The following is an 18944-nucleotide window of genomic DNA, read 5'->3' as shown; positions in this document are numbered from 1 at the left end:
GGTCCGCCGGTCAGGCCGCGAGGCGGGCCCTTCGCCGCTGAACGGCCTCCCAGGCCTTCGAAGAAGTAGGCGACGGTGTTGGCGGCGGGTTCGAGCAGCGCGATCATGCCGCCGAGCACCCAACTGCCGGTGATCAGGTAGGTCACACCGAAGGCCACGCCCATCGAGTAACCTGATTTACCGTATGGTTACGATAGGCGCATTCAATCGAACGGGGTGGTCGCCGCCGAAGCAAGGGGAAGTGACGAGGTAATACGGCGAAAAATCGGCAGAAAGTCCGGTCTTTGCCCTGTACAGGGCGTGACAGACGGCCATAATGACCAGGTGAAACGGTAACAAACCACGAGGGAACGCGACATGGTGCCTATCACAATAATCAACCGGCGCCGCGGAGGGGGCATTTTCGTGCTGCTGGCCTGCCTGCTGCTTGCCACCACGGCCGTCCAGGCCAATCCCCGCTATGCCGGTATCGTCATCGATGCCGACAGCCAGGAGATTCTCTACGCCGAGAATGCCGACCGGCTGCGCTATCCGGCCTCGCTCACCAAGATGATGACGCTCTACCTGATGTTCGAGGCCCTGGAAGAGGGCAGGCTGAGCCTGAGCCAGCCGCTGCCGGTCTCTTCCTATGCGGCCTCCAAGCCGGCCTCCAAGCTCTATGTGAAGGCCGGTTCCACCATCCCCGTGGAGAAGGCCATCGAGGCACTGGTGATCAAGTCGGCCAATGATGTGGCCGTGGTGGTGGCCGAGGCGCTGGGCGGCAGCGAAGCACATTTCGGACGCATGATGACCAACAAGGCCCGCGCGCTGGGCATGCCGGACACCATCTTCCGTAACCCCAACGGCCTGCCCGATGCCGGCCAGGTCACTACGGCACGCGACATGGCGGTGCTCGCCCGGCACCTGATGCGCGACTTCCCTCAGTACTACCCCTACTTCTCGCGGATGAGCTTCAGCTGGCAGGGCAAGACCATCACGGGTCACAATCGTCTGCTCAAGAGTTATCCCGGTGCCGATGGCCTCAAGACCGGCTTCATCCGCGCCTCGGGCTTCAACGTCGCCACCTCGGCGGTGCGGGACGGCCGCCGGCTGCTCACGGTGGTGATGGGCGGCTTCACCGCCGCCTCGCGAGATGCGCACACCGCCGAGCTGCTGGATCGCGGTTTCGTGCGTGCCTCGCTGGCCGATGGCCGCGGCTGGCTGGCTAGTGCGGACATCTCCGGAGGCCGGCTGATGCCGGGCGAGCCCCAGGCTCCGGGCCAGCCGGTCGGTGACCGGGTCCGCCTGGCTAGCCTTGGCGCACCGGCCCCGGGTGCTGCCTCGTCGCCCGAGGCGTCGGTTTTCCCGCCGGCCCCGGTGGAGGCGCCGACGGCGGCAGTGGATGCCCCGAGGCAGGAAGTGGCCTCGCGGGCCGCCACCGCCCAGACATCGGCCGCCACCGCAGCGGAGAGCCTGGTGCAGGGCTCGGCCGACGACCCGATCCGCGAGCTTATGGCCAGCACCCGTGCACCGGGGCAGCCCACCTCGGAGGACGTCGCCCGCCAAGGAGGCTGGGGCGTGCAGGTCGGCGCCTTCAGCGATGCCGTCCATGCCCGCTCCCTGGCGTCTCGCGCTGCCGATCAGCTGGCCAGCGAGCTGGCCGATGCCCGGGTCGCCGTGGGCGATGCCGAAAAGGCCGGCGTCTACCGCGCCCGCCTGGTGGACATGGATGAGGGCCAGGCCCATACCGCCTGCCGTCGCCTGGTGGCCCAGGGCATGGAGTGCATGGTGGTCCAGGCCAGCCTGTGAGGGCTTGCCCTCCGGCACGTCACCGACTAGCGTAGTGAGCTCTATTCACCCCGCCGGCCCCAGGCCGGCGGGGTGGCTTTTTGGGGCTCGGTCAGGGGAGGGCATGCGGCATGTCACCGTCATTCAAGGGCATCGGGTTCATGTGCCTGGGCGTGCTCTGCCTGGCCATCGGCGACGCCATCGCCAAGTGGCTGGGCGAGGTGCACTCGCCGTTGCAGATCATCTTCTTCCGTACCCTGGTGTCGCTGCCGCTGATCGCGGCGCTGGCCCATTTCGGCGGCGGACTGCGCAAGCTGCGCACCCGTCGCCCCGGGATCCATCTGCTGCGTGGGCTGATCTACAGCGGCACCATGTTCTGCTTCGTGCTGGGCCTGACCCTGCTGCCACTGGCCGAGGCCACCGCCATCGCCTTCGTGGCACCGCTGTTCGTCACCTTGCTCTCGGTGCCGCTGCTGGGCGAGCGCATCGAGGGGCCGGTGCTGGCGGCCTCGCTGGTGGGCTTCGCGGGGGTGCTGATCGTGGTGCGTCCCGGCGGCGAGGCCTTCGATCCCGGCGCCCTGGCGCTGATCGGCGCGGCGGTCTTCTATGCGCTGATGATGATCACCGCGCGACGCTGGGGTGGCACCGAGCACCTCTGGGCGATGGTCTTCTACATGACCCTGGTGCCCTTCGTGGTCACCGCCCTGGCGTTGCCCTGGGTGTGGCAGACCCCCCACCCCTGGCACTGGCTGGCCTTCGCCGGCTCGGGCCTCTTCGGGGTAGGCGCCACGGCCTTCATCACCATGGCCTTCCGCCATGCCCCGGCGGCCATCGCCGCCCCCTTCGACTACACCGCCATGCTCTGGGCGGTGCTGCTGGGCTGGTGGTTCTGGGGCGAGATGCCCGACCTCTGGGTATTCATCGGTAGCGCTCTGATCATCGGCAGCGGCCTGGCGATCGCTTACCACGAGCGACGCACCACCCTGAAGCGCCGGCCGACCTCATGAGGTTGCTGCAACTAGGCGGGGTCCAGAGTCAGCAGCAGCCGCTGGTGGCCTGCCGGCAAGTCCGGACTGCGGTGAACCAAGGCGTGTTCTTCGTTGCCGATCCACCCGCTACTCTTGAGCAGTGCCAGGTCGCCGGTCCCGAGTCGTCGAACGGCGGACGGGTCGTCGACGATCTCGGGCTTGTCCGGCCGCGGTGCGCCCAGGCCCTGGCGGTTCACCGCCCACTCGGGTAGCCATTCGCAACCGGGGCCATGATAGGTCGTGACCAGGCGCACGGGCAGGTGGTCGCAGTGAAATCGTGGACACATGGCGGATGCTAGGCGGCGCAGACGCAGGCCCACGGAATCGGTGTCGAACAGGTAGGCCATGGCCTCAGCCAGCGTCACGATATCCTCGATGAGGGCACCGCAGGCATCGGGATCTTGCAGTCGGCGCCGAAGCTCGCTACGCAGGGCATCGCCGGGTGGACCAAGCCAGGAGATGGAGAGCGCTCTGTCGGCTTGGAGCTGGGCGTTTACGCCGGCCTGTATCTCCTGAGGAAGCCGCCGGTGCAGGATGGCGATGCTGATGTCATCCTCGAAGATCCGCGGCAGGATGCTGATGTCCTCGCCCTCGGCATGGCGGGGTGTCACGGGGACGTCGGGTGAGTCCCGGCGTTGTACGGTCGTCATCATGGCATGGCCTCCGGGAATACATGGGTTGCGTAAATGTTATGTTATAACGTATCTTCTTTCGCGCTTGAAGCAAAGCCCACTGCGTCCAACCGGGAGATACGATGTCACGCCACCCATTGCGCCTTCTCACACCGCTGGCCGGTGTCCTGTTGCCGGCCCATGGGCAAGACCATCATGCCGGGCATGCCCATTAAGAGACGACACGGTGGTGGTGGTGAGCGCCGCTACCGTTTATCGATTTGTGCGTAAGTCGCTGGAGGAGTAGCGCGATGCTACCTGCCGAAGAGGCGCGCCTGCTGGCGATGCCGGACGATGCCTACATGAACGACGAGCAGCTGGCCTTCTTCCGCCGTCGACTGCTCGATGAGAAGGCCCGTATAGAGGAACACCTGGGCGAAATCCGTGCTGCCATGGCTAGCCACGATCACAGCAGCGATGAGCTCGACCAGGCGGCCTTCGAGGAGGAACTGCGCTTGCAACTGCGCCAGGCCGATCGAGAAACCCGGCTGCTGGCCAATATCGATACCGCCCTGAGGCGACTCGATGAGGGCGAATACGGCTACTGCGAGGAGACCGGCGAACCCATTGGCTTGCAGCGTCTGCTGCTGAGGCCCACCGCACGGCTGTGCCTGGAAGCCAAGGAGCGCCAGGAACGTCGAGAGCATCACTACCGCAAGGCAAGAGGGGAAAGCTGATGGAACGAGGACAGGAAGCACTTCCGGTGACCGTACTGTCTGGCTTTCTCGGGGCCGGCAAGACGACGCTGCTCAACCATATCCTGGCCAATCGCGAGGGGCGGCGTGTCGCGGTGATCGTCAACGACATGAGCGAGGTCAATATCGATGCCTCGCTGGTGCGCGGCACTCCCGGCGAGGTGACGCTCAATCGTGCCGAGGAGCAGCTCGTGGAGATGAGCAACGGCTGCATCTGCTGCACCCTGCGCGAGGACCTGCTGATCGAGGTGCGCCGGCTCGCCGAGGAGGGCCGCTTCGATACCCTGGTGATCGAATCCACCGGCATCTCCGAACCGCTGCCGGTCGCCGAGACCTTCACCTTCGCCGATGAGCAGGGCCGCAGCCTCTCCGAGGTCGCCCGGCTCGACACCCTGGTCACGGTGGTCGACGGCGCCAACTTCCTGACCCAATACCGCGAGGCGCAGTCGCTGGCCGAAGCCGGCGAGAGCCTGGGCGAGGACGACGAGCGCAACGTCGCCGACCTGCTGGTCGACCAGGTCGAATTCTGCGACGTGCTGCTGATCAGTAAGACCGACCGGCTCATGTCCGCTCAGCTCGATGAGCTCACCGCGGTAATGCGCTCGCTTAACCCCGAGGCCGAGCTGATCCCGATCCGCCACGGCCAGGTACCGCTGGACAAGGTACTCGAAACCGGCCGCTTCAGCTTCGAGCGCGCCCAGCAGGCCCCGGGATGGCTCAAGGAGATGCGTGGCGAACACGTACCGGAGACCGAGGAGTACGGCATCACGAGTTTCGCCTACCACGCGCGACGCCCCTTCCATCCGCAGAAATTCTTCGAGTTGCTGCACGGTGACTGGTTTGGTGGGAGGTTACTGCGCTCCAAGGGCTTCTTCTGGCTGGCGAGCCGGCCGCGATTTGCCGGCCAGTGGAGCCAGGCCGGCGGGATCGCCCACTACGGCTTTGTCGGCATGTTCTGGAAGGCCGTTCCCGAGTCGAACTGGCCCGATGACCCGGACTATCGTGCGGCCATCATGGAGAAGTGGCAGGAGCCTTTCGGCGACATGCGTCAGGAACTGGTCTTCATCGGCCAGAACCTCCACGAAGCGCGCATCCGCCAGGCGCTGGACGCCTGCCTGCTCAGCGAGGAAGAGTTGCTGGCCGGCAAGGATGCCTGGCAGGCGCTGCCCGACCCCTTTCCCGCCTGGGAGTGAGTCATGCTGACGGCAGACTTCACGCCGGTGACCCTGCCCCCGAGACGTGCCCCGATGGGGTCTCACGCTTCGTGTTCATCACCAGCGGCGTCCCCCCCGACGCCGTCACGCGGCTATTTGACTACTTCGACGCCTAGCAGAAACGCCCAAGCGAGCCCTACATGGAAAAACATTCTCTGGAAGATATCGCTGCCGCGCCCTCGGCGCGTCTCGGCACGTTGAGCTGGGTCGGCATGGAGGGCATCGCCCTGCCGCTGCAAGTGGCCGGCCAGACCATCGCCGGTCGCGCCGCGGCGGGTGTCAGCCTCGACGACCCCACCGCCCGCGGCATTCACATGTCGCGGCTCTATCTGTCGCTGGCGAAGCTGCAGGGTCGCGAGGTGTCGCTTTCGCGGATGGCGGCGGTGCTGGCGTCTTTCCTGGACACCCATCAGGAACTCTCGAATGCCGCCTACCTCGATCTGAGCGGCGAAGCGCTGCTCGAGCGCCCAGCGCTGATCAGCCCCCTCTCGGGATGGCAGGCTTACCCCTTCGCTCTGCGTTGCCGGCGCGATGCCGAAGGCCTGGAGGCCATCCTCGACCTGACGGTGGGTTACTCCTCGACCTGCCCCTGCTCGGCAGCCCTGGCCCGCCAGCTGATTCAGCAAGCCTTCGACGAAGACTTCATCGACATGCCGGTGACGCGCGAAGGGGTGCGGGCTTGGCTGGGAAGCGAGCAGAGCATCCTGGCGACGCCCCACAGCCAGCGCAGCCAGGCCCACCTGTCGGTGCGCTTGGCGGAAGGCCTCGACGAGCTGCCGTTTGCGGCACTGGTGGAACGCGTCGAGAAGGCGCTCGGGACTCCCCTGCAAACGGCGGTCAAGCGCATCGACGAACAGGCCTTCGCCCTGGCCAACGGCCAGAATCTGATGTTCTGCGAGGACGCCGCCCGACGCCTGCATGCCGCCCTGCGCGACCAGCCCGGCATCGACGGCTTCGCCCTGCGCGTGGTGCATGCCGAAAGCCTGCATGCCCATGACGCCGTGGCGCGCAGCGAATGGAACTGGCAGGAGGCGGGTTGAACATCTGGACGCAGCTGGAAAATGCCGAACGCGGCGAGTGCCGGCCGCTGGTAGCAGTGATCGCAACGATTCCCTGGAACGCCGACGGGCTGATCGCGGCCATCGCCCAGCAGCACGATAGCGGGGAGGTACTGATGCTGGCCTGGATGAACCGCGACGCACTACTCGAGACCCTGACCACCGGGCGGGTCTGCTACTGGTCGCGCTCGCGGCAGACCCTCTGGCGCAAGGGCGAGAGCTCCGGGCATCGCCAGCGGCTGGTCGAGGCGCGGCTGGACTGCGACGGCGACGCGCTACTGCTGCGAGTCGAACAGCAGGGTCCCGCCTGCCATACCGGGCGACCCAACTGCTTCTACAACGCCATTCGCGGCGAGACGGTCGAGGTCATCACCGCGCCCCGTCAATGAGGCCAACGGAAACGAGAAGTAAATCTACGTCACGCGGACGTGCCGCAACGATGGGGCCAGGCCGGCCCAACCTCGACGTAGTGGCGATGCAAGATGTCGTGCTCAAGGATTCCCGTCAGGGGACGACGTGGCACGTACTATCCGACGTTTGAACTGCCCGGCCAGGCTGGACAGGGCAAACAGGATGGCGGCGAAGCTGACGATGGTAGGACCGGTGGGGGTGTCGAGCCAGTAGGCCGCCTGCAGGCCACCGGTGGTTGAGGTGGCTCCGATCACGGCGGCCAGCAGCGCCATGGCTTCAGGGGTACGACAGAAGGGCCGCGCGGCGGCGGCCGGGATGATCAGCAGGGCGGCGATCAGCAGCACCCCCACCACCTTCAGCGCCACGGCCACGACTATCGCCAGGGAAAGCGTCAGCACCAGTTGCTCGCGCTTGGGGTCGACACCGCTAGCCCGGGCGAGATCAGCGTCCAGAGTGGCGGTGAGCAGTGCCGACCAGCGCCAGCCCACCAGGCTCACGACCAGCAGCGCGCCGGTACCGATGAGTGCCAGGTCGCCTTTGCCGACGGCCAGGATGTCGCCGAATAAGTAGGCCATCAGGTCGATGCGCACCCCGGACAGGAACGACACCGCCACCAGCCCGAACGCGAGCGCCGAGTGTGCCATGACGCCGAGCAGGGTATCCATGGCATAGCCACGGCCGCTGAGCAGCGAGACCAGGGTAGCCATCAGCAGCGACACCACCAGCACGCCGGCGAAGATGGAGGTGGAGAGCAGCAGCGACAGCGCCACCCCGAGGATGGCGGCGTGGGCGGTGGCGTCGCCGAAGTAGGCCATACGCCGCCACACGACGAAGCAGCCCAGGGGGGCGGCGGCGAGTGCCACGCCGAGGCCGGCCAGAGCGGCGCGAACCAGGAAGTCATCGAGCATCAGGGTGCGGTCTCCAGGCGAGTGGTGCCGGCCGCCGGCGGAGTGGGCGTACTGGCAGAAGGGTCTGAATCAGGGCGGTCGTGGTCATGGCGATAGAACGCCAACGCATCGCCGGTGTCGGGGCCGAACAGCGCCTGATAGGCCGGCGAGGCAAGCACCCTTTCAGGCGTGCCCTGGCAGCAGATATGGCGGTTCAGGCAGACCACGCGGTCCGAGGCGCGCATCACCACGTGCAGCTCGTGGCTGACCATCAGCACCGCGCAGCCCAGCTCACGGCGCACGCACGCGATCTGGCGGTAGAAATCGGCCGTGCCACGGTGATCGAGGCCCTGGGTGGCCTCGTCGAGCAGCAGCAGGTCGGGCTTCTCCAGCAGGGCCCGGGCGAGCAGGATGCGCTGGAACTGGCCCCCCGAGAGGTCCGTCACCTGCTGCCGCCCCAGGCCGGGAACGCAGGCCTGCTCTAGCGCTTGGCGTATCGCCTGGGGCGGGTGGCGACGCGGCAGGTTCAGGAAGCGCGTGACCGTCATCGGCAGGGTGGCGTCGATCGCCAACCGTTGGGGCACATAACCGATGGTCAGGCCCGGGTGACCCACGAGCCGCCCGTGCGCCGGCGCCACGGCGCCGATGATGGTGCGCAGCAGGGTCGACTTGCCCGAGCCGTTGGGGCCGACCAAGGTGACGATCTCGCCGCGGTCGAGGTGCAGATCGATGCCCTCGAGGACGGTCCGCCCCCCTAGGGCGACGTGCAGATCGTCGATCGACAGCAGCGGCATGGTGTTCCTCCAGTGTAGGCTTGACACTTAATGATATGTTATATCATAACATTTTATGTCACAATCGCATGCCGCTGGCTGCCAGCCCTGGAGAGGTCGATGACGATGAACAAGCTGCTACGCCCGCTTTGCCTGCCTTGGCTGCTGGCACCTGCCGTCGCTGCTGCCGAGGTTCCTGCGGTGGCCGTGGATATTCCGCCGGTCCACTCCCTGGTCGACCGAGTGATGGGAGAGCTGGGGTCTCCCGATCTGGTGATCCAGCCGGGTGCCTCGCCGCACGGCTACTCCATGCGCCCCTCGGAGGCCGAGGCGCTGGCGCATGCCGATGTCGTGTTCTGGGTCAGCGATGACCTGACCCCGTGGCTTGTCAGGGCACGGGAGTCGCTGGTCGATGAGGCGCTGGAAGTGGAGCTGATGGAGACGGCCGGCACGCGGCACCTCGAGTATCGCCAGGGAGCGACGTTCGAGGCCCATGATCATGCGGATGACGAACACGCGCATGACGATCATGACCACGACCACGACCACGACCACGACCACGACCACGACCACGACCACGACCACGACCATGCCCATGAGGGGGTGGATCCACACGGCTGGCTCGATCCGGTGAATGCCCAGGCCTGGCTCGAGGCCATCGCCGGGTCGCTGGCCGAGCTCGACCCCGACAACGCCGACGTCTATCGCCAGAACGCCGCGCAAGGTCAGGCCGAGTTGGACACCCTGATCGACGAACTGGATGAGCGCCTTGCGGATGTCCGCGACGCGCGTTTCATCGTCTTCCACGATGCCTACCAGTACTTCGAGAGCCGCTTCGCTGTGCCGGCGGTGGGGGCGATCTCCCTGGGCGATGCCTCGGATCCGAGCCCGGCGCGCATCCGCGAGATTCAGGGCCGCGTTGCCGAACTCGGCGTTCAGTGCGTGTTCCGCGAGCCGCAGTTCAACCCGGCGCTGGTGGAGAGCGTGTTCGAGGGCCCCGGCGTCGAGACATCGCTGGTCATCGATCCGTTGGGCGTTGATCTGCCATTGGGGCCCGGCCACTATCCGCAGCTGCTGCGCCAGCTGGCCGATGGCGTGGTGCGCTGCGCCTCGGCCGGCTGACTTATCGTGTAATGAAGAAGCGCCGTGCGGCGGCCTCGGGGTCAGGCTGGCCGCAGATCGCCGAGATTACCGCCAGGCCCTCGGCACCGGCCTCGCGCGTCGCGACCACGTGCTCGGCCTTGAGGCCGCCGATGGCCACGCTCGGCAGGGGGCTGGCGGCCACCAGGCTGGCCAGCCCCTCGAAGCCCAGCGGTGCGGCGTGGTCGTGCTTGCTGGGGGTGGCGAACACCGGGCCCAGCCCCAGATAGTCCAGCGCCGCCGGGTCGAGGCGGGCGAGCTGGTCATGGGTCTGGACCGAGAGCCCGAGGATCGCCTCAGGGCCCAGCGCCGCGCGGGCCTTATCCACGTCGCCGTCATCCTGGCCGATGTGTAGGCCGTCGGCACCAGCGGCCAGGGCCACCTCCAGCCGGTCATTGATGACCAGCGGCACGCCGGTGCCGGAAAGCGCGGCCTTGAGGTGGCGCGCCTGGTCGACCAGTTCGTCATCAGAGGCGTGCTTGTCGCGAAGCTGCACCAGCGTCACGCCGCCGCGCACCGCCGCCATCACGGTCTCCACCAGCCCCGGGACCGCGCAGAGCCTACGGTCGGTGACCAGGTAGAGTGAGAGATCAAGGCGCATCGTCAACCTCCAGGCGGGCCCGTTCGGCCAGCGCCTCGCCATCCAGGTGGAAGAGAGCGTCGAGGAAGGCCACCGCGAAGCTGCCGGGGCCGCGTGCGACCTCACCGGCCAGTTCGCCGGCCACGGCGTAGCAGGCCAGCGCCGCCACCGTCGCCTCGAAGCGGTCATCGGCGCCGGCCAGGAAGGCCGCCACCACGCCGGTCAGCGCGCAGCCCAGGGTGGTGACCCGGGGCATCAGCGGGTGGCCGCCCTCGAGGCGGGCGATCCGCCGGCCGTCGGTGACCAGGTCCACCTTGCCGGTCACCGCGATCACGCCATCCGTCTGGCGGGCCAGTCGGATGGCGGCATCGCGGGCCGCCTCGGCCGGGTCGGTGCTGTCCACGCCGCGTCCGCCGCCGGCCTGCCCGGCCAGGGCGATGATTTCCGAGGCGTTGCCACGGATCACGTCCGGCGCGAGCGCCAGCAGTCGCGCGCCGGTCTCGCGGCGATAGCGCGTGGCGCCCACGGCCACCGGATCCAGCACCCAGGGATGCCCCACCTCACTGGCGGCCAGGACGGAGGCCTCCATGGCCTCGACCCAGTGGGGCGAGAGGGTGCCGATATTGACCGTCAGGGCAGCGGCCAGCGCGGTGAACTCGGCGGCTTCCTCGCGGGCATGGACCATGGCCGGCGAGGCGCCGATGGCCAGCAGTACGTTGGCCATGCTGTTCATGGCGACATGGTTGGTGATGTTGTGGACCAGCGGGCTGGTCTCGCGCACCCGGGCCAGGTGCGCGGCGGGATCGATGGCTAGCATGGGGCCTCCCCGGCGCGGGAGGTGCAGCGCGGCGGTGGGGCCGGGGCCGCACGACTCCCTACGCCGGCATTATCCGGGTCAGGTTCCGAGGGTGCGTCTCAGCCGTGGCGGTCTCGCCACGGCGCCCCTGTCGTCAGGCCCCACTATCCCCGCCCGCTCCCTGGCTGTAAAGGCCGGGCTCAGGCCAGCAGATGAAAGCCGGAGAGGGTGATCAGGCTGGCCAGGGTCAGGCTGTGGAGGCCGTCGAGGGTGTCCGAAGAGAGTGCCCGGCTCGGCCACATGAGGTACAGGGCCGCGGCGCCCAGGCCGACCAGCCCCAGTGGCAGCTCCACCGGTGCCCAGCCGGCGAGCAACACGCCGCTAGCCAGCAGCAGCCAGCCGGCCACCACCAGCAAGCCCGCTCGACGAGCGCTCGCCAGCCGTTCCGCCGCGGGGGTATCGCAGGTGACAGTGCCCATGGTGTCGCCTCCTCGTGATTCGGTGGACGGGGGCAGGAGCCCCGTTGACCCGACGTTAGAGGAGCCGTCTTAAGGATCGCTTAAGGCGCGATGACCGTTGGATGTCAGTGGTGTCGTCGTGTTTCAGGCGGTCCGCGCGAGCCAGCGCAGGGCCACCTTCCGGGCATGGCCTAGTTCCCGGCACCAGGTCAGCCGGCCGGCCGTGCGGCGGATCCCCGCGCGGCGCAGCGTGACGAGGATCCGCGCCGGCAGGCCGACCAAGACCAGGGCGACCCCCTGGCGGTGCATCTCGTCGATCAGGGCCTTGAGGGCCACGATGGCGGTGCCATCCATGCTCGGCACGTCGTGCATGTCGAGGATGACGACCCGCACGTTCGGGTCCACCAGGTGCAGCGAGGTGAGCGCCTTCTCGGCGGCGCCGAAGAACAGCGGGCCATCGATGTCGTAGAGGGCGACCTCGCCGGGCAGCGCGTCGAGGCTGGCATGGGGCCCGCTATCTATGCGCTGGGTCTGGGTCAGCAGCGACATGCGCCGGATGAACAGGGCGGCGGCCAGCCCGATGCCCACGGCCACCGCCAGCACCATGTCGAAGAGCACGGTCAGGGTGAAGCAGGTCACCAGGATGGCCACGTCGCCCGGTGGGGCCGAGCGCAGGGTGTGCAGGAAGTGGCGGGCCTCGCCCATGTTCCAGGCGACGATGAACAGCAGCGCCGCCAGTGCGGCCATCGGCACCAGCCCCAGCAGGCCGGCCAGGGCGACCACCGCCAGCAGCACGACGAGCGAATGTACTACTGCTGCGATCGGCGAACGGGCGCCGCTGCGGATGTTGGTGGCGGTCCGCGCGATGGCGGCCGTGGCGGTAATGCCGCCGAACAGCGGGGCGACAATATTGCCCAGCCCCTGGCCGATCAGCTCGGCGTTGGGGTCGTGCCGGGTCCGGGTCAGGCCGTCGGACACTACCGCGCAGAGCAGCGACTCGATTGCCCCCAGCATGGCGATGGCGAAGGCGGGACCCAGCAGGGCCCGCAGCAGCGCGAAATCCAGCACCAGCGGTTCGCCATCCGCGCCGGGGAGCCGCCAGGGGGCCACGAAGCTCGGCGCGATCGGCGGGATGCCACTGCCCGTCTCGCCCTGTGCCTCCCAGGTGAAGCGCGAGGCGATGGTCTCCACCAGGTTACCCGTGCTCGGGTCGCCGATCCCGTGGTTGAGCGCATAGGCCGCCACCGCGCCGACCACCAGCCCGACCAGAGGCGCCGGAATCGGCACATGCAGGCGCGGCCAGAGCAGCATGACCCCCAGGGTGAAGGCGCCCACCCCCAGCTCCAGCGGACTCAGGCTCGGCAGCGAGGCGGCGATGCGCCCCAGGTTCTCGACGAAGTGCTCGCCCAGCTGGCCGACCTGAAGACCCAGGAAGTCGGGCACCTGCAGTACCGCGATCACCACCGCGATCCCCGCCGTGAAGCCCAGCACCACCGGATAGGGCACGTACTGGATGAGGCGCCCCATGCCGGTGAGGCCCAGCGCCACCAGAATCACGCCGGCCATCATCGAGGCGATCAGCAGGCCGCCCAGGCCGTACTGCTGGACGATGGGGAAGAGGATGACGACGAAGGCCGCCGTCGGGCCCGAGACGTTGAAGCGTGAGCCGCCGGTCAGCGCGATGATGGCGCCGGCGACGATCGCTGTGTAGAGCCCGTGCTGTGGGGGCACGCCGGTGGCGATGGCCAGCGCCATGGAGAGCGGCACCGCCACGGTGCCGATGGTCAGCCCGGCCAGCACGTCGCGGCGCAGGTCGTCCAGGCCGTAGCCATCTCGCCAGGCCGCGCGCAGGCCGGTGGCGATGCCGGGAAGTCGCGGTGGCGGTCGCTGGCGTGCCATGCGCGAGGTCTCCTCCTTGCGGGGTCACCCATCCCCTGGATGGGCTGGTGGCCGCACCCGAGGTTGGCGGTGATCCGGTTGCTTATGTGAATGACATTAACATGCCGTTAGTATCCTCGACAAATGTGCCCCGGCATTGCCTCGGGTGGCAGCGGGTATTAACATTTGATGATAATGTTTCCGGAGAATCACGATGGAAAAAAAGACGGCACGCCTGACCCTGCTGATCGACCCGCACAAGAAGCGGGCCTTCGAGCAGCTCTGTGCGGCCCAGGACCTGACCCCGTCCCAGGTGGTGCGACAGCTGATCCGCGACTATCTGCGCGACCATGGTGTGGAATACGAGACACGCCCCGACCTGGCCACCAGGGACGCACCGGAGCGGGAGTGAGGTCTCACCCGACTGAAAGGCCCCGGCGCGAAGCTGTCGCGTCGGGCCCTTTCGTGCGGGCTTCCTGCCGGATGGGGAAATCGCCGGGGCGAGGCCCCGGCGACGGCGTCAGTCGTGCTCCACCTCGATGACGCCGCTTTCTCCTAACCGGGTCGTGATCTCGATTTCACGACCGTCGGCATCGCGGCCCTCGATCTCGATCTTGCCGGCCTCGTCGATATTGATCTCCTCGAACTCGATCATGCCTTCGCTGATGGCCACGTCGAAGGCCTGGCGGACATCGTCCTCGCGCATGCCCCAGGCGCCGGTGATCAGCCGCTTGCGCTCCTCTTTCAGGGACTCTCCGGAATCGAGGGAAAGCCTGGCATCGGCGTACCACTCATCGTCGAGCCAACCTTCGACCTCGACACTGTTGCCGCTCTTGGCCTCGATCTCCTCGAAGTGTGTGAAACCGAAGGCCGTGGCATGCTCGAGCACGCCATCGAGTCGCTCCATGGCCAGGCGATCGTCGGCCTGGGCCGCGCCGGCGGCCAGCATCAGGGCCGCCATGGATCCCATCAGGGTCGTCTTGAATGTCATCGTTGCTACCTCCTGCTGTGTGAGTGCAGGAACGTTGTACCATCCACCACCTTGCCTGAAGGTGACCGTGGCATTCATGCTCTGTTCATGTTCGGCCTGGCACCCTATGGCCATGATGACGCGATGCCTACTTCCCCGCCTGTCCCTGCCGGTGCTGGTCGCCCTCCTCGCCCTGCTGGCCGGCTCCCCCGCGCCGGCGGACGAGGCATGGCACGACCTTCACGAGGCGGTGCGCAGCGGCCGGATCGTACCCTTGCCCGATATTCTCGACTGGCTGGAGGCCCGCTATGTGGGCCAGGTACTGGAAGTGGAATTCGAGCGTGACGACGGTCGGATGAGCTACGAGGTCGAGATGCTCGGCCCCCAGGGCCAGGTGGTGGAGTTCGAGTTCGATGCCGCCAGTGGCGAGCTGATCGGCATGGAGGGTGTCAATATCAATGGGATGCGACGCGAGGATGGCGCGGAATGAAGGTGCTGCTGGTGGAGGATGACCGGGCGCTGGCCGAGGCACTGAGCGAGGCCCTGGGTGACGCCGGTGTGCTCCTGGAGACCGCCACCTCCGGCGGCGAGGCGGACTTTCTGGTGCGCACCGAGGCCTATGACGCGGTGATCCTCGATCTGGGCCTGCCCGACGGCGACGGCAGTCGCTGGCTCGCCCAATGGCGCGATGACGCCATCGACACGCCGGTGCTGGTGCTCACCGCCCGCACCCGCTGGGCCGACAAGGCCGCCGGCTTCTCGGCCGGGGCCGACGACTACGTCACCAAGCCCTTCGAGACCGCCGAGGTGCTGTTCCGGCTGCGCGCCCTGGTGCGTCGCAGCCACGGCCATGCCCACCCGGTGCTGAGGATCGACGAGCTCGCCTTCGACACCCATACCGGCAGCGTCACCCTGGCCGGCCGCCCGGTGAGCCTGACCGCCCAGGAGTCGCGCCTGCTCGCCTACCTGGCCCACGCCGCGCCCCGCGTGGTGAGTCGAAGCGAGCTCGCCGAGCACGTCTACGACCGCGACCACGAGCCGGATTCCAACGTCATCGACGTCCAGATCAGCCGGCTGCGCCGCAAGCTGGGCGCTGCTCGCATCCAGACCCACCGTGGCCAGGGGTATCGCCTGGCCGGAGGCGACGAGGCGACATGAGTCGATTGCGGCAGCTGTCGCTGGCCAGTCGCCTGCTGCTGGCGTCCCTGCTGACCCTGGCGATTGCCCTGCCGCTGGCCGGCGCGGGGCTCTCCCACTATTTCCGCACCACCGCGACGAACGCCTTCGACGAGCGCCTGGACGCCCTGCTCAACGTGGTGGTCGCCGGCCTCGCCTGGGAGCCGTCGCAGCAGAGACTGGTGCATGAACGCTCACTGGGCGACCCGCGCTTCGAGCAGGCCCTCTCCGGCTGGTACTGGCAGATCAGCGACGGCGGCGAGCGGGTGCTCACCTCCCGCTCGCTGTGGGACCAGCGCCTGCCGGTGCGTTCCCACCGCGAGGTGATGATCCGTGACCTGGCAGGCCCACGCGGAACGCCGCTGCGCGTCATCGAGCGCGATATCCGCCTGGCACCGCTGGACGGCCCCCTGCACGTCAGCGTGGCCGTCTCCCGGGAAACGCTGGACGCGGAGCTCGCCCGCTTTACCCGTCTGGTGACACTCTTCCTGGTTGGCCTGGGACTGTTGCTGCTGGCCACCCTGGCCCTGCAGGTGCGCTGGGGCCTGGCCCCGCTGCGCCGGATACAGGCCGACCTGCAGCAGGTGGAGAACGGCGATGCCGAGCGCCTGGATGCCCGCCTGTCGCCGGAGCTCGCGCGCCTGGCCCGGGCCATGAACGGCGTGCTGGACCGCGACCGGCGTCTGATGACCCATGCGCGTCACGCCGCGGGCAACCTGGCACATGCGCTGAAGACCCCGGTGAGCGTGCTGACCACCCTGGCCGACGGGATCGAGGAGCCGCGGCGCACGCGCATCCGTGACGAATTGACGCGCATCGATGCGGCGGTACGCCACCACCTGGCCCGCGCCTCGGCGGCCGGGGACGCTGGCCTGGCCCCCCGGGTCGCCGCCGGCGAGGTGCTCACCCCCATCCTCGCGGGGCTTGGCCGCCTGGCCGAGCGACGCGGCATCACCCTCAGCCATGACCTGCCGGTCGGGATGCGGGTGCGCATGGAGGCCCAGGACCTGCAGGAACTGGTCGGCAACCTGCTGGACAACGCCCTGCGCTGGGCCGAGGGGCGGGTCGAGATGCGCGGTGGCAGCGATGCCGAGGGAAGCTGGCTGGAGGTCGAGGACGACGGGCCGGGCATGGACGAGGCCCAGCGCCAGGCCGCGCTGTCCCGCGGCGCCCGGCTCGACGAGCAGCGCCCGGGCAGCGGCCTGGGCCTGGCCATCGTGGCCGATCTGGTGAAGCTCAACGGCGGCCGGCTGGAACTCGCCCGCGCGCGCCTCGGTGGCCTGGCGGTGCGTGTCTGGCTGCCCGACCGCCCCTTCCGGCCCGCCGAGTGTTGATGCGTGACTCGTCCAGCGACTGGATCAGGTCATAGCTTCACGTCAGCCGATGCTGGCGCGGCAGCACGACCTCCACCCTGAGCCCGCCGCCCGGTGCCTCGTCGAATCGCAGGTTGCCGCCGTGGCGCTGCAGCAGCCGGTCGACGATGGAGAGCCCGAGGCCCGCACCGGCGCCCGGGCCGAGGCGATGGAAGCGTTCAAGAACGCGCTCGCGCTCCGCGGCGGGAATGCCGGGGCCCTGGTCGTCGATCGCCAGGGTCAGTGCGTCATTGCCGGCCGCCAGTTCGACCGTCACGGTGCCGCCCTCGGGGGAGTGCTGCAGGGCATTGCCGGCCAGGTTCTGGATCAGGGTGTCGATGACGCCAGGCTCGACCGACAGTCCCCAGTCGGCGGCTTCGTCGGCCTCCAGCTGGAGCTCGATGCCGCGTTCGGCGGCCAGGGGCGAGAGCTTGGCCAGTGCCTCGCGCACCTCGACCAGCAGGTCGGCGGGCTGGCCGGTCAGCGGCGACGCCTCCTCCGGGTCCAGGCGAGCCAGGGCAAGCAGTTGGGTGACCAGGCGAGTGCTCCGGGCCACGGCGTCGCGCAGTTTTTCCAGCGCCTCGCGGCGATCCGCCGGGTCCTCGGCAGCCAGGGCGTTCTGGGCGTGCAGGTCGAGCACCGCCATGGGGGTGCGCAGTTCGTGGGCGGCGTCGGCGATGAAGCGCTTCTCGCGCACTCGCAGGGCGCGGATGCGCTCCAGCAAGCGGTTCAGAGCGCCGGTGATGGTTTCCAGCTCCCGCGGCAGCGGTTGGAGGATCAGGGGCTGCAGAGTGTGGGGGTCGCGCCGTCGGATCTGCTCGGCCATTCGCGACAGCGGCCGCAGCCCCCAGCCGATCGCCCACCACAGCAGCAGCGCTAGCAGCGGCAGGCCGATCAGGTCCGGCAACAGCGTGCGCAGGGCCACGGCCCGGGTCAGCTCGCCACGCACATCCTCGCGCTCCCCGACCACCACGCGCAGTGGCCGTTCAGGGTTGCTCAAGGCATAGACCCGCCAGCCATGGCCTTCCAGGCGGGTGTCCTCGTAACCCTCGGTGAGGGTGGTCAACGGCGCCGGTGGGGCGCTGGCCGAGCGCAGCACCAGCCGATCCTCCTCCCACAGCTGGAAGGCCAGCTTGCTCTCGTAGCGGTGGCCGGCGATACGCTTGTCCGACTGCTCGGCGCGCATCAAGGCATTTTCCAGGCTGGACAGCAGGGCCGCGCGCTGGTCATCCGGCAGTGGCGCCTGGATCAGCCCCTCCAGCAGCCTGGCGTTCTGAGCCAGGCTGGCGTCGTAGAGCTCCTCGATCTCGTGGGCGGCGTAGCGGTAGCTGACCAGGCCGATCACCAGCATGCTGACCCCGAAGACCAGCAGGACCAGGCCGAGAGTGCGGCGGCGGATCGACATCAGCTCGTCCTGTCCGGCACGGGGCTGTCCAGCACATAGCCGATGCCGCGCAGGGTGCGGATCAGCTCGGGGAAGAACTTGCGGCGCAGGTGGTGTACGTGCACCTCGATGGCATTGCTCTCCACCTCCTCGTCCCAGCCGTAGACCAGCCGGGTCAGGGTGTCGCGGGTGAACACCCTCCCCGGGTGGGCGAGGAACTCCTGGAGCAGGGTGAACTCGCGCCGCGACAGCGAGACCGGCTCGCCACGGAAGCTGACGCTATGAGTGGAAGGGTCGAGGCGGATGCCGCGGGCCTCCAGCACGCTGCTGGCCTGCCCCTGGCTGCGGCGCAGCAGGGCCCGCAGCCGGGCCTTGAGCTCCGCGACCTGGAAGGGCTTGACCAGGTAGTCGTCGGCGCCGGCGTCCAGGCCGGCGATGCGGTCGTCGATGCCGTCCCGGGCGGTCAGCACCAGCACCGGCACTCGGTTGCCGCGGCGGCGTATCGACTCCAGCACCCGCATGCCGTCGAGCCCGGGGAGGCCGAGGTCGAGGATCACCGCATCGAAGGGCTCGTTGCCCTTGAGGGCGGCCAGCGCCTGACGACCATCGGCCAGCAGGTCCACGGTGTAGTGTTCCGGCTTGAGGGCCAGGCGGATGCCCGCCGCCAGGCTGGGGTCGTCCTCTACCAGCAGGATGCGCATGAGCG

Annotated in this window: 21 protein-coding genes, 1 pseudogene and 1 riboswitch; of the genes and pseudogenes, 11 read left to right on the top strand and 11 right to left on the bottom strand. The window is 68.5% G+C overall.

Going from position 1 to position 18944, the window contains the following annotated elements:
- Nucleotides 1-71: 71 nt before the first annotated feature.
- Nucleotides 72-164 (bottom strand): annotated as a pseudogene (locus M8009_RS19140) (DUF2061 domain-containing protein); the annotation flags it as partial.
- Nucleotides 165-357: 193 nt separating this feature from the next.
- On the opposite strand from M8009_RS19140, the gene M8009_RS15715 reads away from it, so the two are divergent.
- Nucleotides 358-1788: a D-alanyl-D-alanine carboxypeptidase gene (locus tag M8009_RS15715; protein WP_250062898.1), complete on the top strand. Its 1431-nt coding sequence runs from the start codon at nucleotides 358-360 to the stop codon at nucleotides 1786-1788.
- Nucleotides 1789-1898: 110 nt separating this feature from the next.
- A complete protein-coding gene (locus M8009_RS15710; RefSeq protein WP_250062896.1) occupies nucleotides 1899-2774 on the top strand; it encodes a DMT family transporter in 876 nt (291 codons plus the stop codon).
- An 11-nt stretch (nucleotides 2775-2785) separates the two neighbouring features.
- On the opposite strand, the gene M8009_RS15705 is transcribed toward M8009_RS15710, so the two are convergent.
- The gene (locus tag M8009_RS15705) at nucleotides 2786-3448 is read right to left on the bottom strand and encodes a DUF1826 domain-containing protein (RefSeq protein WP_250062894.1); all 663 of its coding nucleotides are present in this window, start codon (nucleotides 3446-3448) and stop codon (nucleotides 2786-2788) included.
- Between the two features lie 269 nt (nucleotides 3449-3717).
- On the opposite strand from M8009_RS15705, the gene dksA reads away from it, so the two are divergent.
- The 4 genes from dksA to hisI all read left to right on the top strand — a co-directional run bounded on the left by dksA (nucleotide 3718) and on the right by hisI (nucleotide 6822).
- The gene (gene dksA / locus M8009_RS15700; protein WP_250062892.1) at nucleotides 3718-4143 is read left to right on the top strand and encodes an RNA polymerase-binding protein DksA; all 426 of its coding nucleotides are present in this window, start codon (nucleotides 3718-3720) and stop codon (nucleotides 4141-4143) included.
- Entirely contained in the window at nucleotides 4143-5354 is a 1212-nt protein-coding gene (zigA, locus tag M8009_RS15695; RefSeq protein WP_250062890.1) for a zinc metallochaperone GTPase ZigA, read from the top strand. The genes dksA and zigA overlap by 1 nt, the downstream gene beginning before the upstream one ends.
- 161 nt (nucleotides 5355-5515) lie before the next feature.
- Complete coding sequence (gene folE2, locus M8009_RS15690; RefSeq protein ID WP_250062888.1) at nucleotides 5516-6415, top strand: GTP cyclohydrolase FolE2; 900 nt, start codon at nucleotides 5516-5518, stop codon at nucleotides 6413-6415.
- Nucleotides 6412-6822: a phosphoribosyl-AMP cyclohydrolase gene (gene hisI, locus M8009_RS15685; RefSeq protein ID WP_250062886.1), complete on the top strand. Its 411-nt coding sequence runs from the start codon at nucleotides 6412-6414 to the stop codon at nucleotides 6820-6822. Before folE2 ends, hisI begins: the two co-directional genes overlap by 4 nt.
- A gap of 102 nt (nucleotides 6823-6924) precedes the next feature.
- Here the strand turns inward: hisI and M8009_RS15680 are convergent, their stop codons facing one another.
- Together M8009_RS15680 and M8009_RS15675 are read right to left on the bottom strand one after the other, a co-directional pair.
- Nucleotides 6925-7752: a metal ABC transporter permease gene (locus M8009_RS15680; protein ID WP_250062884.1), complete on the bottom strand. Its 828-nt coding sequence runs from the start codon at nucleotides 7750-7752 to the stop codon at nucleotides 6925-6927.
- Entirely contained in the window at nucleotides 7752-8525 is a 774-nt protein-coding gene (locus tag M8009_RS15675; protein WP_250062882.1) for a metal ABC transporter ATP-binding protein, read from the bottom strand. The genes M8009_RS15680 and M8009_RS15675 overlap by 1 nt, the downstream gene beginning before the upstream one ends.
- 99 nt (nucleotides 8526-8624) lie before the next feature.
- Here M8009_RS15675 and M8009_RS15670 point away from each other — a divergent pair, with 99 nt between their 5' ends.
- The gene (locus tag M8009_RS15670; protein ID WP_347709847.1) at nucleotides 8625-9626 is read left to right on the top strand and encodes a zinc ABC transporter substrate-binding protein; all 1002 of its coding nucleotides are present in this window, start codon (nucleotides 8625-8627) and stop codon (nucleotides 9624-9626) included.
- 1 nt (nucleotide 9627) lies between these two features.
- Here the strand turns inward: M8009_RS15670 and thiE are convergent, their stop codons facing one another.
- From thiE to dauA, 4 genes are all read right to left on the bottom strand, one after another.
- Entirely contained in the window at nucleotides 9628-10245 is a 618-nt protein-coding gene (gene thiE, locus M8009_RS15665) for a thiamine phosphate synthase (RefSeq protein WP_250062881.1), read from the bottom strand.
- Nucleotides 10235-11041 carry a hydroxyethylthiazole kinase gene (thiM, locus tag M8009_RS15660; RefSeq protein ID WP_250062879.1) on the bottom strand — a complete coding sequence of 269 codons (807 nt, stop codon included), beginning with the start codon at nucleotides 11039-11041 and terminating at the stop codon, nucleotides 10235-10237. The genes thiE and thiM overlap by 11 nt, the downstream gene beginning before the upstream one ends.
- Nucleotides 11042-11079: 38 nt before the next feature.
- A riboswitch (TPP riboswitch) is annotated at nucleotides 11080-11180 on the bottom strand.
- Nucleotides 11181-11220: 40 nt separating this feature from the next.
- Nucleotides 11221-11499 carry a hypothetical protein gene (locus M8009_RS15655; protein WP_250062877.1) on the bottom strand — a complete coding sequence of 93 codons (279 nt, stop codon included), beginning with the start codon at nucleotides 11497-11499 and terminating at the stop codon, nucleotides 11221-11223.
- Between the two features lie 123 nt (nucleotides 11500-11622).
- Entirely contained in the window at nucleotides 11623-13377 is a 1755-nt protein-coding gene (dauA, locus tag M8009_RS15650) for a C4-dicarboxylic acid transporter DauA (protein ID WP_250062875.1), read from the bottom strand.
- Between the two features lie 193 nt (nucleotides 13378-13570).
- Here dauA and M8009_RS15645 point away from each other — a divergent pair, with 193 nt between their 5' ends.
- Nucleotides 13571-13768 carry a CopG family transcriptional regulator gene (locus M8009_RS15645; protein WP_250062874.1) on the top strand — a complete coding sequence of 66 codons (198 nt, stop codon included), beginning with the start codon at nucleotides 13571-13573 and terminating at the stop codon, nucleotides 13766-13768.
- 108 nt (nucleotides 13769-13876) lie between these two features.
- Here the strand turns inward: M8009_RS15645 and M8009_RS15640 are convergent, their stop codons facing one another.
- Entirely contained in the window at nucleotides 13877-14347 is a 471-nt protein-coding gene (locus M8009_RS15640) for a PepSY domain-containing protein (protein ID WP_250062872.1), read from the bottom strand.
- A 112-nt stretch (nucleotides 14348-14459) separates the two neighbouring features.
- Between M8009_RS15640 and M8009_RS15635 the strand changes: the two genes are divergently transcribed.
- From M8009_RS15635 to M8009_RS15625, 3 genes are read left to right on the top strand one after another with little or no spacing between them, the layout of a single operon-like run.
- Nucleotides 14460-14816: a PepSY domain-containing protein gene (locus tag M8009_RS15635; protein WP_250062870.1), complete on the top strand. Its 357-nt coding sequence runs from the start codon at nucleotides 14460-14462 to the stop codon at nucleotides 14814-14816.
- On the top strand, nucleotides 14813-15484 hold the full coding sequence (locus M8009_RS15630) for a response regulator transcription factor (protein WP_250062868.1): 672 nt from the start codon (nucleotides 14813-14815) through the stop codon (nucleotides 15482-15484). Before M8009_RS15635 ends, M8009_RS15630 begins: the two co-directional genes overlap by 4 nt.
- A complete protein-coding gene (locus M8009_RS15625) occupies nucleotides 15481-16836 on the top strand; it encodes a sensor histidine kinase (RefSeq protein ID WP_250062867.1) in 1356 nt (451 codons plus the stop codon). The genes M8009_RS15630 and M8009_RS15625 overlap by 4 nt, the downstream gene beginning before the upstream one ends.
- 37 nt (nucleotides 16837-16873) lie before the next feature.
- Here M8009_RS15625 and M8009_RS15620 read toward each other — a convergent pair whose 3' ends face one another.
- Complete coding sequence (locus M8009_RS15620) at nucleotides 16874-18262, bottom strand: ATP-binding protein (protein WP_250063084.1); 1389 nt, start codon at nucleotides 18260-18262, stop codon at nucleotides 16874-16876.
- A complete protein-coding gene (locus M8009_RS15615) occupies nucleotides 18259-18939 on the bottom strand; it encodes a response regulator (RefSeq protein ID WP_250062865.1) in 681 nt (226 codons plus the stop codon). The genes M8009_RS15620 and M8009_RS15615 overlap by 4 nt, the downstream gene beginning before the upstream one ends.
- Nucleotides 18940-18944 lie beyond the last annotated feature (5 nt).

Source organism: Halomonas gemina, from assembly GCF_023554995.1.
Lineage (GTDB): Bacteria > Pseudomonadota > Gammaproteobacteria > Pseudomonadales > Halomonadaceae > Halomonas > Halomonas gemina.
This window is presented reverse-complemented; position numbering and strand designations above follow the sequence as displayed.

Bases quoted from the DNA above. Each gene is read 5' to 3' on its own strand.
- M8009_RS15715 (WP_250062898.1), top strand. From the start codon at position 358: ATGGTGCCTATCACAATAATCAACCGGCGCCGCGGAGGGGGCATTTTC.
- M8009_RS15710 (WP_250062896.1), top strand. From the start codon at position 1,899: ATGTCACCGTCATTCAAGGGCATCGGGTTCATGTGCCTGGGCGTGCTC.
- M8009_RS15705 (WP_250062894.1), bottom strand. From the start codon at position 3,448: ATGATGACGACCGTACAACGCCGGGACTCACCCGACGTCCCCGTGACA.
- dksA (WP_250062892.1), top strand. From the start codon at position 3,718: ATGCTACCTGCCGAAGAGGCGCGCCTGCTGGCGATGCCGGACGATGCC.
- zigA (WP_250062890.1), top strand. From the start codon at position 4,143: ATGGAACGAGGACAGGAAGCACTTCCGGTGACCGTACTGTCTGGCTTT.
- folE2 (WP_250062888.1), top strand. From the start codon at position 5,516: ATGGAAAAACATTCTCTGGAAGATATCGCTGCCGCGCCCTCGGCGCGT.
- M8009_RS15680 (WP_250062884.1), bottom strand. From the start codon at position 7,752: ATGCTCGATGACTTCCTGGTTCGCGCCGCTCTGGCCGGCCTCGGCGTG.
- M8009_RS15675 (WP_250062882.1), bottom strand. From the start codon at position 8,525: ATGCCGCTGCTGTCGATCGACGATCTGCACGTCGCCCTAGGGGGGCGG.
- M8009_RS15670 (WP_347709847.1), top strand. From the start codon at position 8,625: ATGACGATGAACAAGCTGCTACGCCCGCTTTGCCTGCCTTGGCTGCTG.
- thiE (WP_250062881.1), bottom strand. From the start codon at position 10,245: ATGCGCCTTGATCTCTCACTCTACCTGGTCACCGACCGTAGGCTCTGC.
- thiM (WP_250062879.1), bottom strand. From the start codon at position 11,041: ATGCTAGCCATCGATCCCGCCGCGCACCTGGCCCGGGTGCGCGAGACC.
- M8009_RS15655 (WP_250062877.1), bottom strand. From the start codon at position 11,499: ATGGGCACTGTCACCTGCGATACCCCCGCGGCGGAACGGCTGGCGAGC.
- dauA (WP_250062875.1), bottom strand. From the start codon at position 13,377: ATGGCACGCCAGCGACCGCCACCGCGACTTCCCGGCATCGCCACCGGC.
- M8009_RS15645 (WP_250062874.1), top strand. From the start codon at position 13,571: ATGGAAAAAAAGACGGCACGCCTGACCCTGCTGATCGACCCGCACAAG.
- M8009_RS15640 (WP_250062872.1), bottom strand. From the start codon at position 14,347: ATGACATTCAAGACGACCCTGATGGGATCCATGGCGGCCCTGATGCTG.
- M8009_RS15635 (WP_250062870.1), top strand. From the start codon at position 14,460: ATGATGACGCGATGCCTACTTCCCCGCCTGTCCCTGCCGGTGCTGGTC.
- M8009_RS15630 (WP_250062868.1), top strand. From the start codon at position 14,813: ATGAAGGTGCTGCTGGTGGAGGATGACCGGGCGCTGGCCGAGGCACTG.
- M8009_RS15625 (WP_250062867.1), top strand. From the start codon at position 15,481: ATGAGTCGATTGCGGCAGCTGTCGCTGGCCAGTCGCCTGCTGCTGGCG.
- M8009_RS15615 (WP_250062865.1), bottom strand. From the start codon at position 18,939: ATGCGCATCCTGCTGGTAGAGGACGACCCCAGCCTGGCGGCGGGCATC.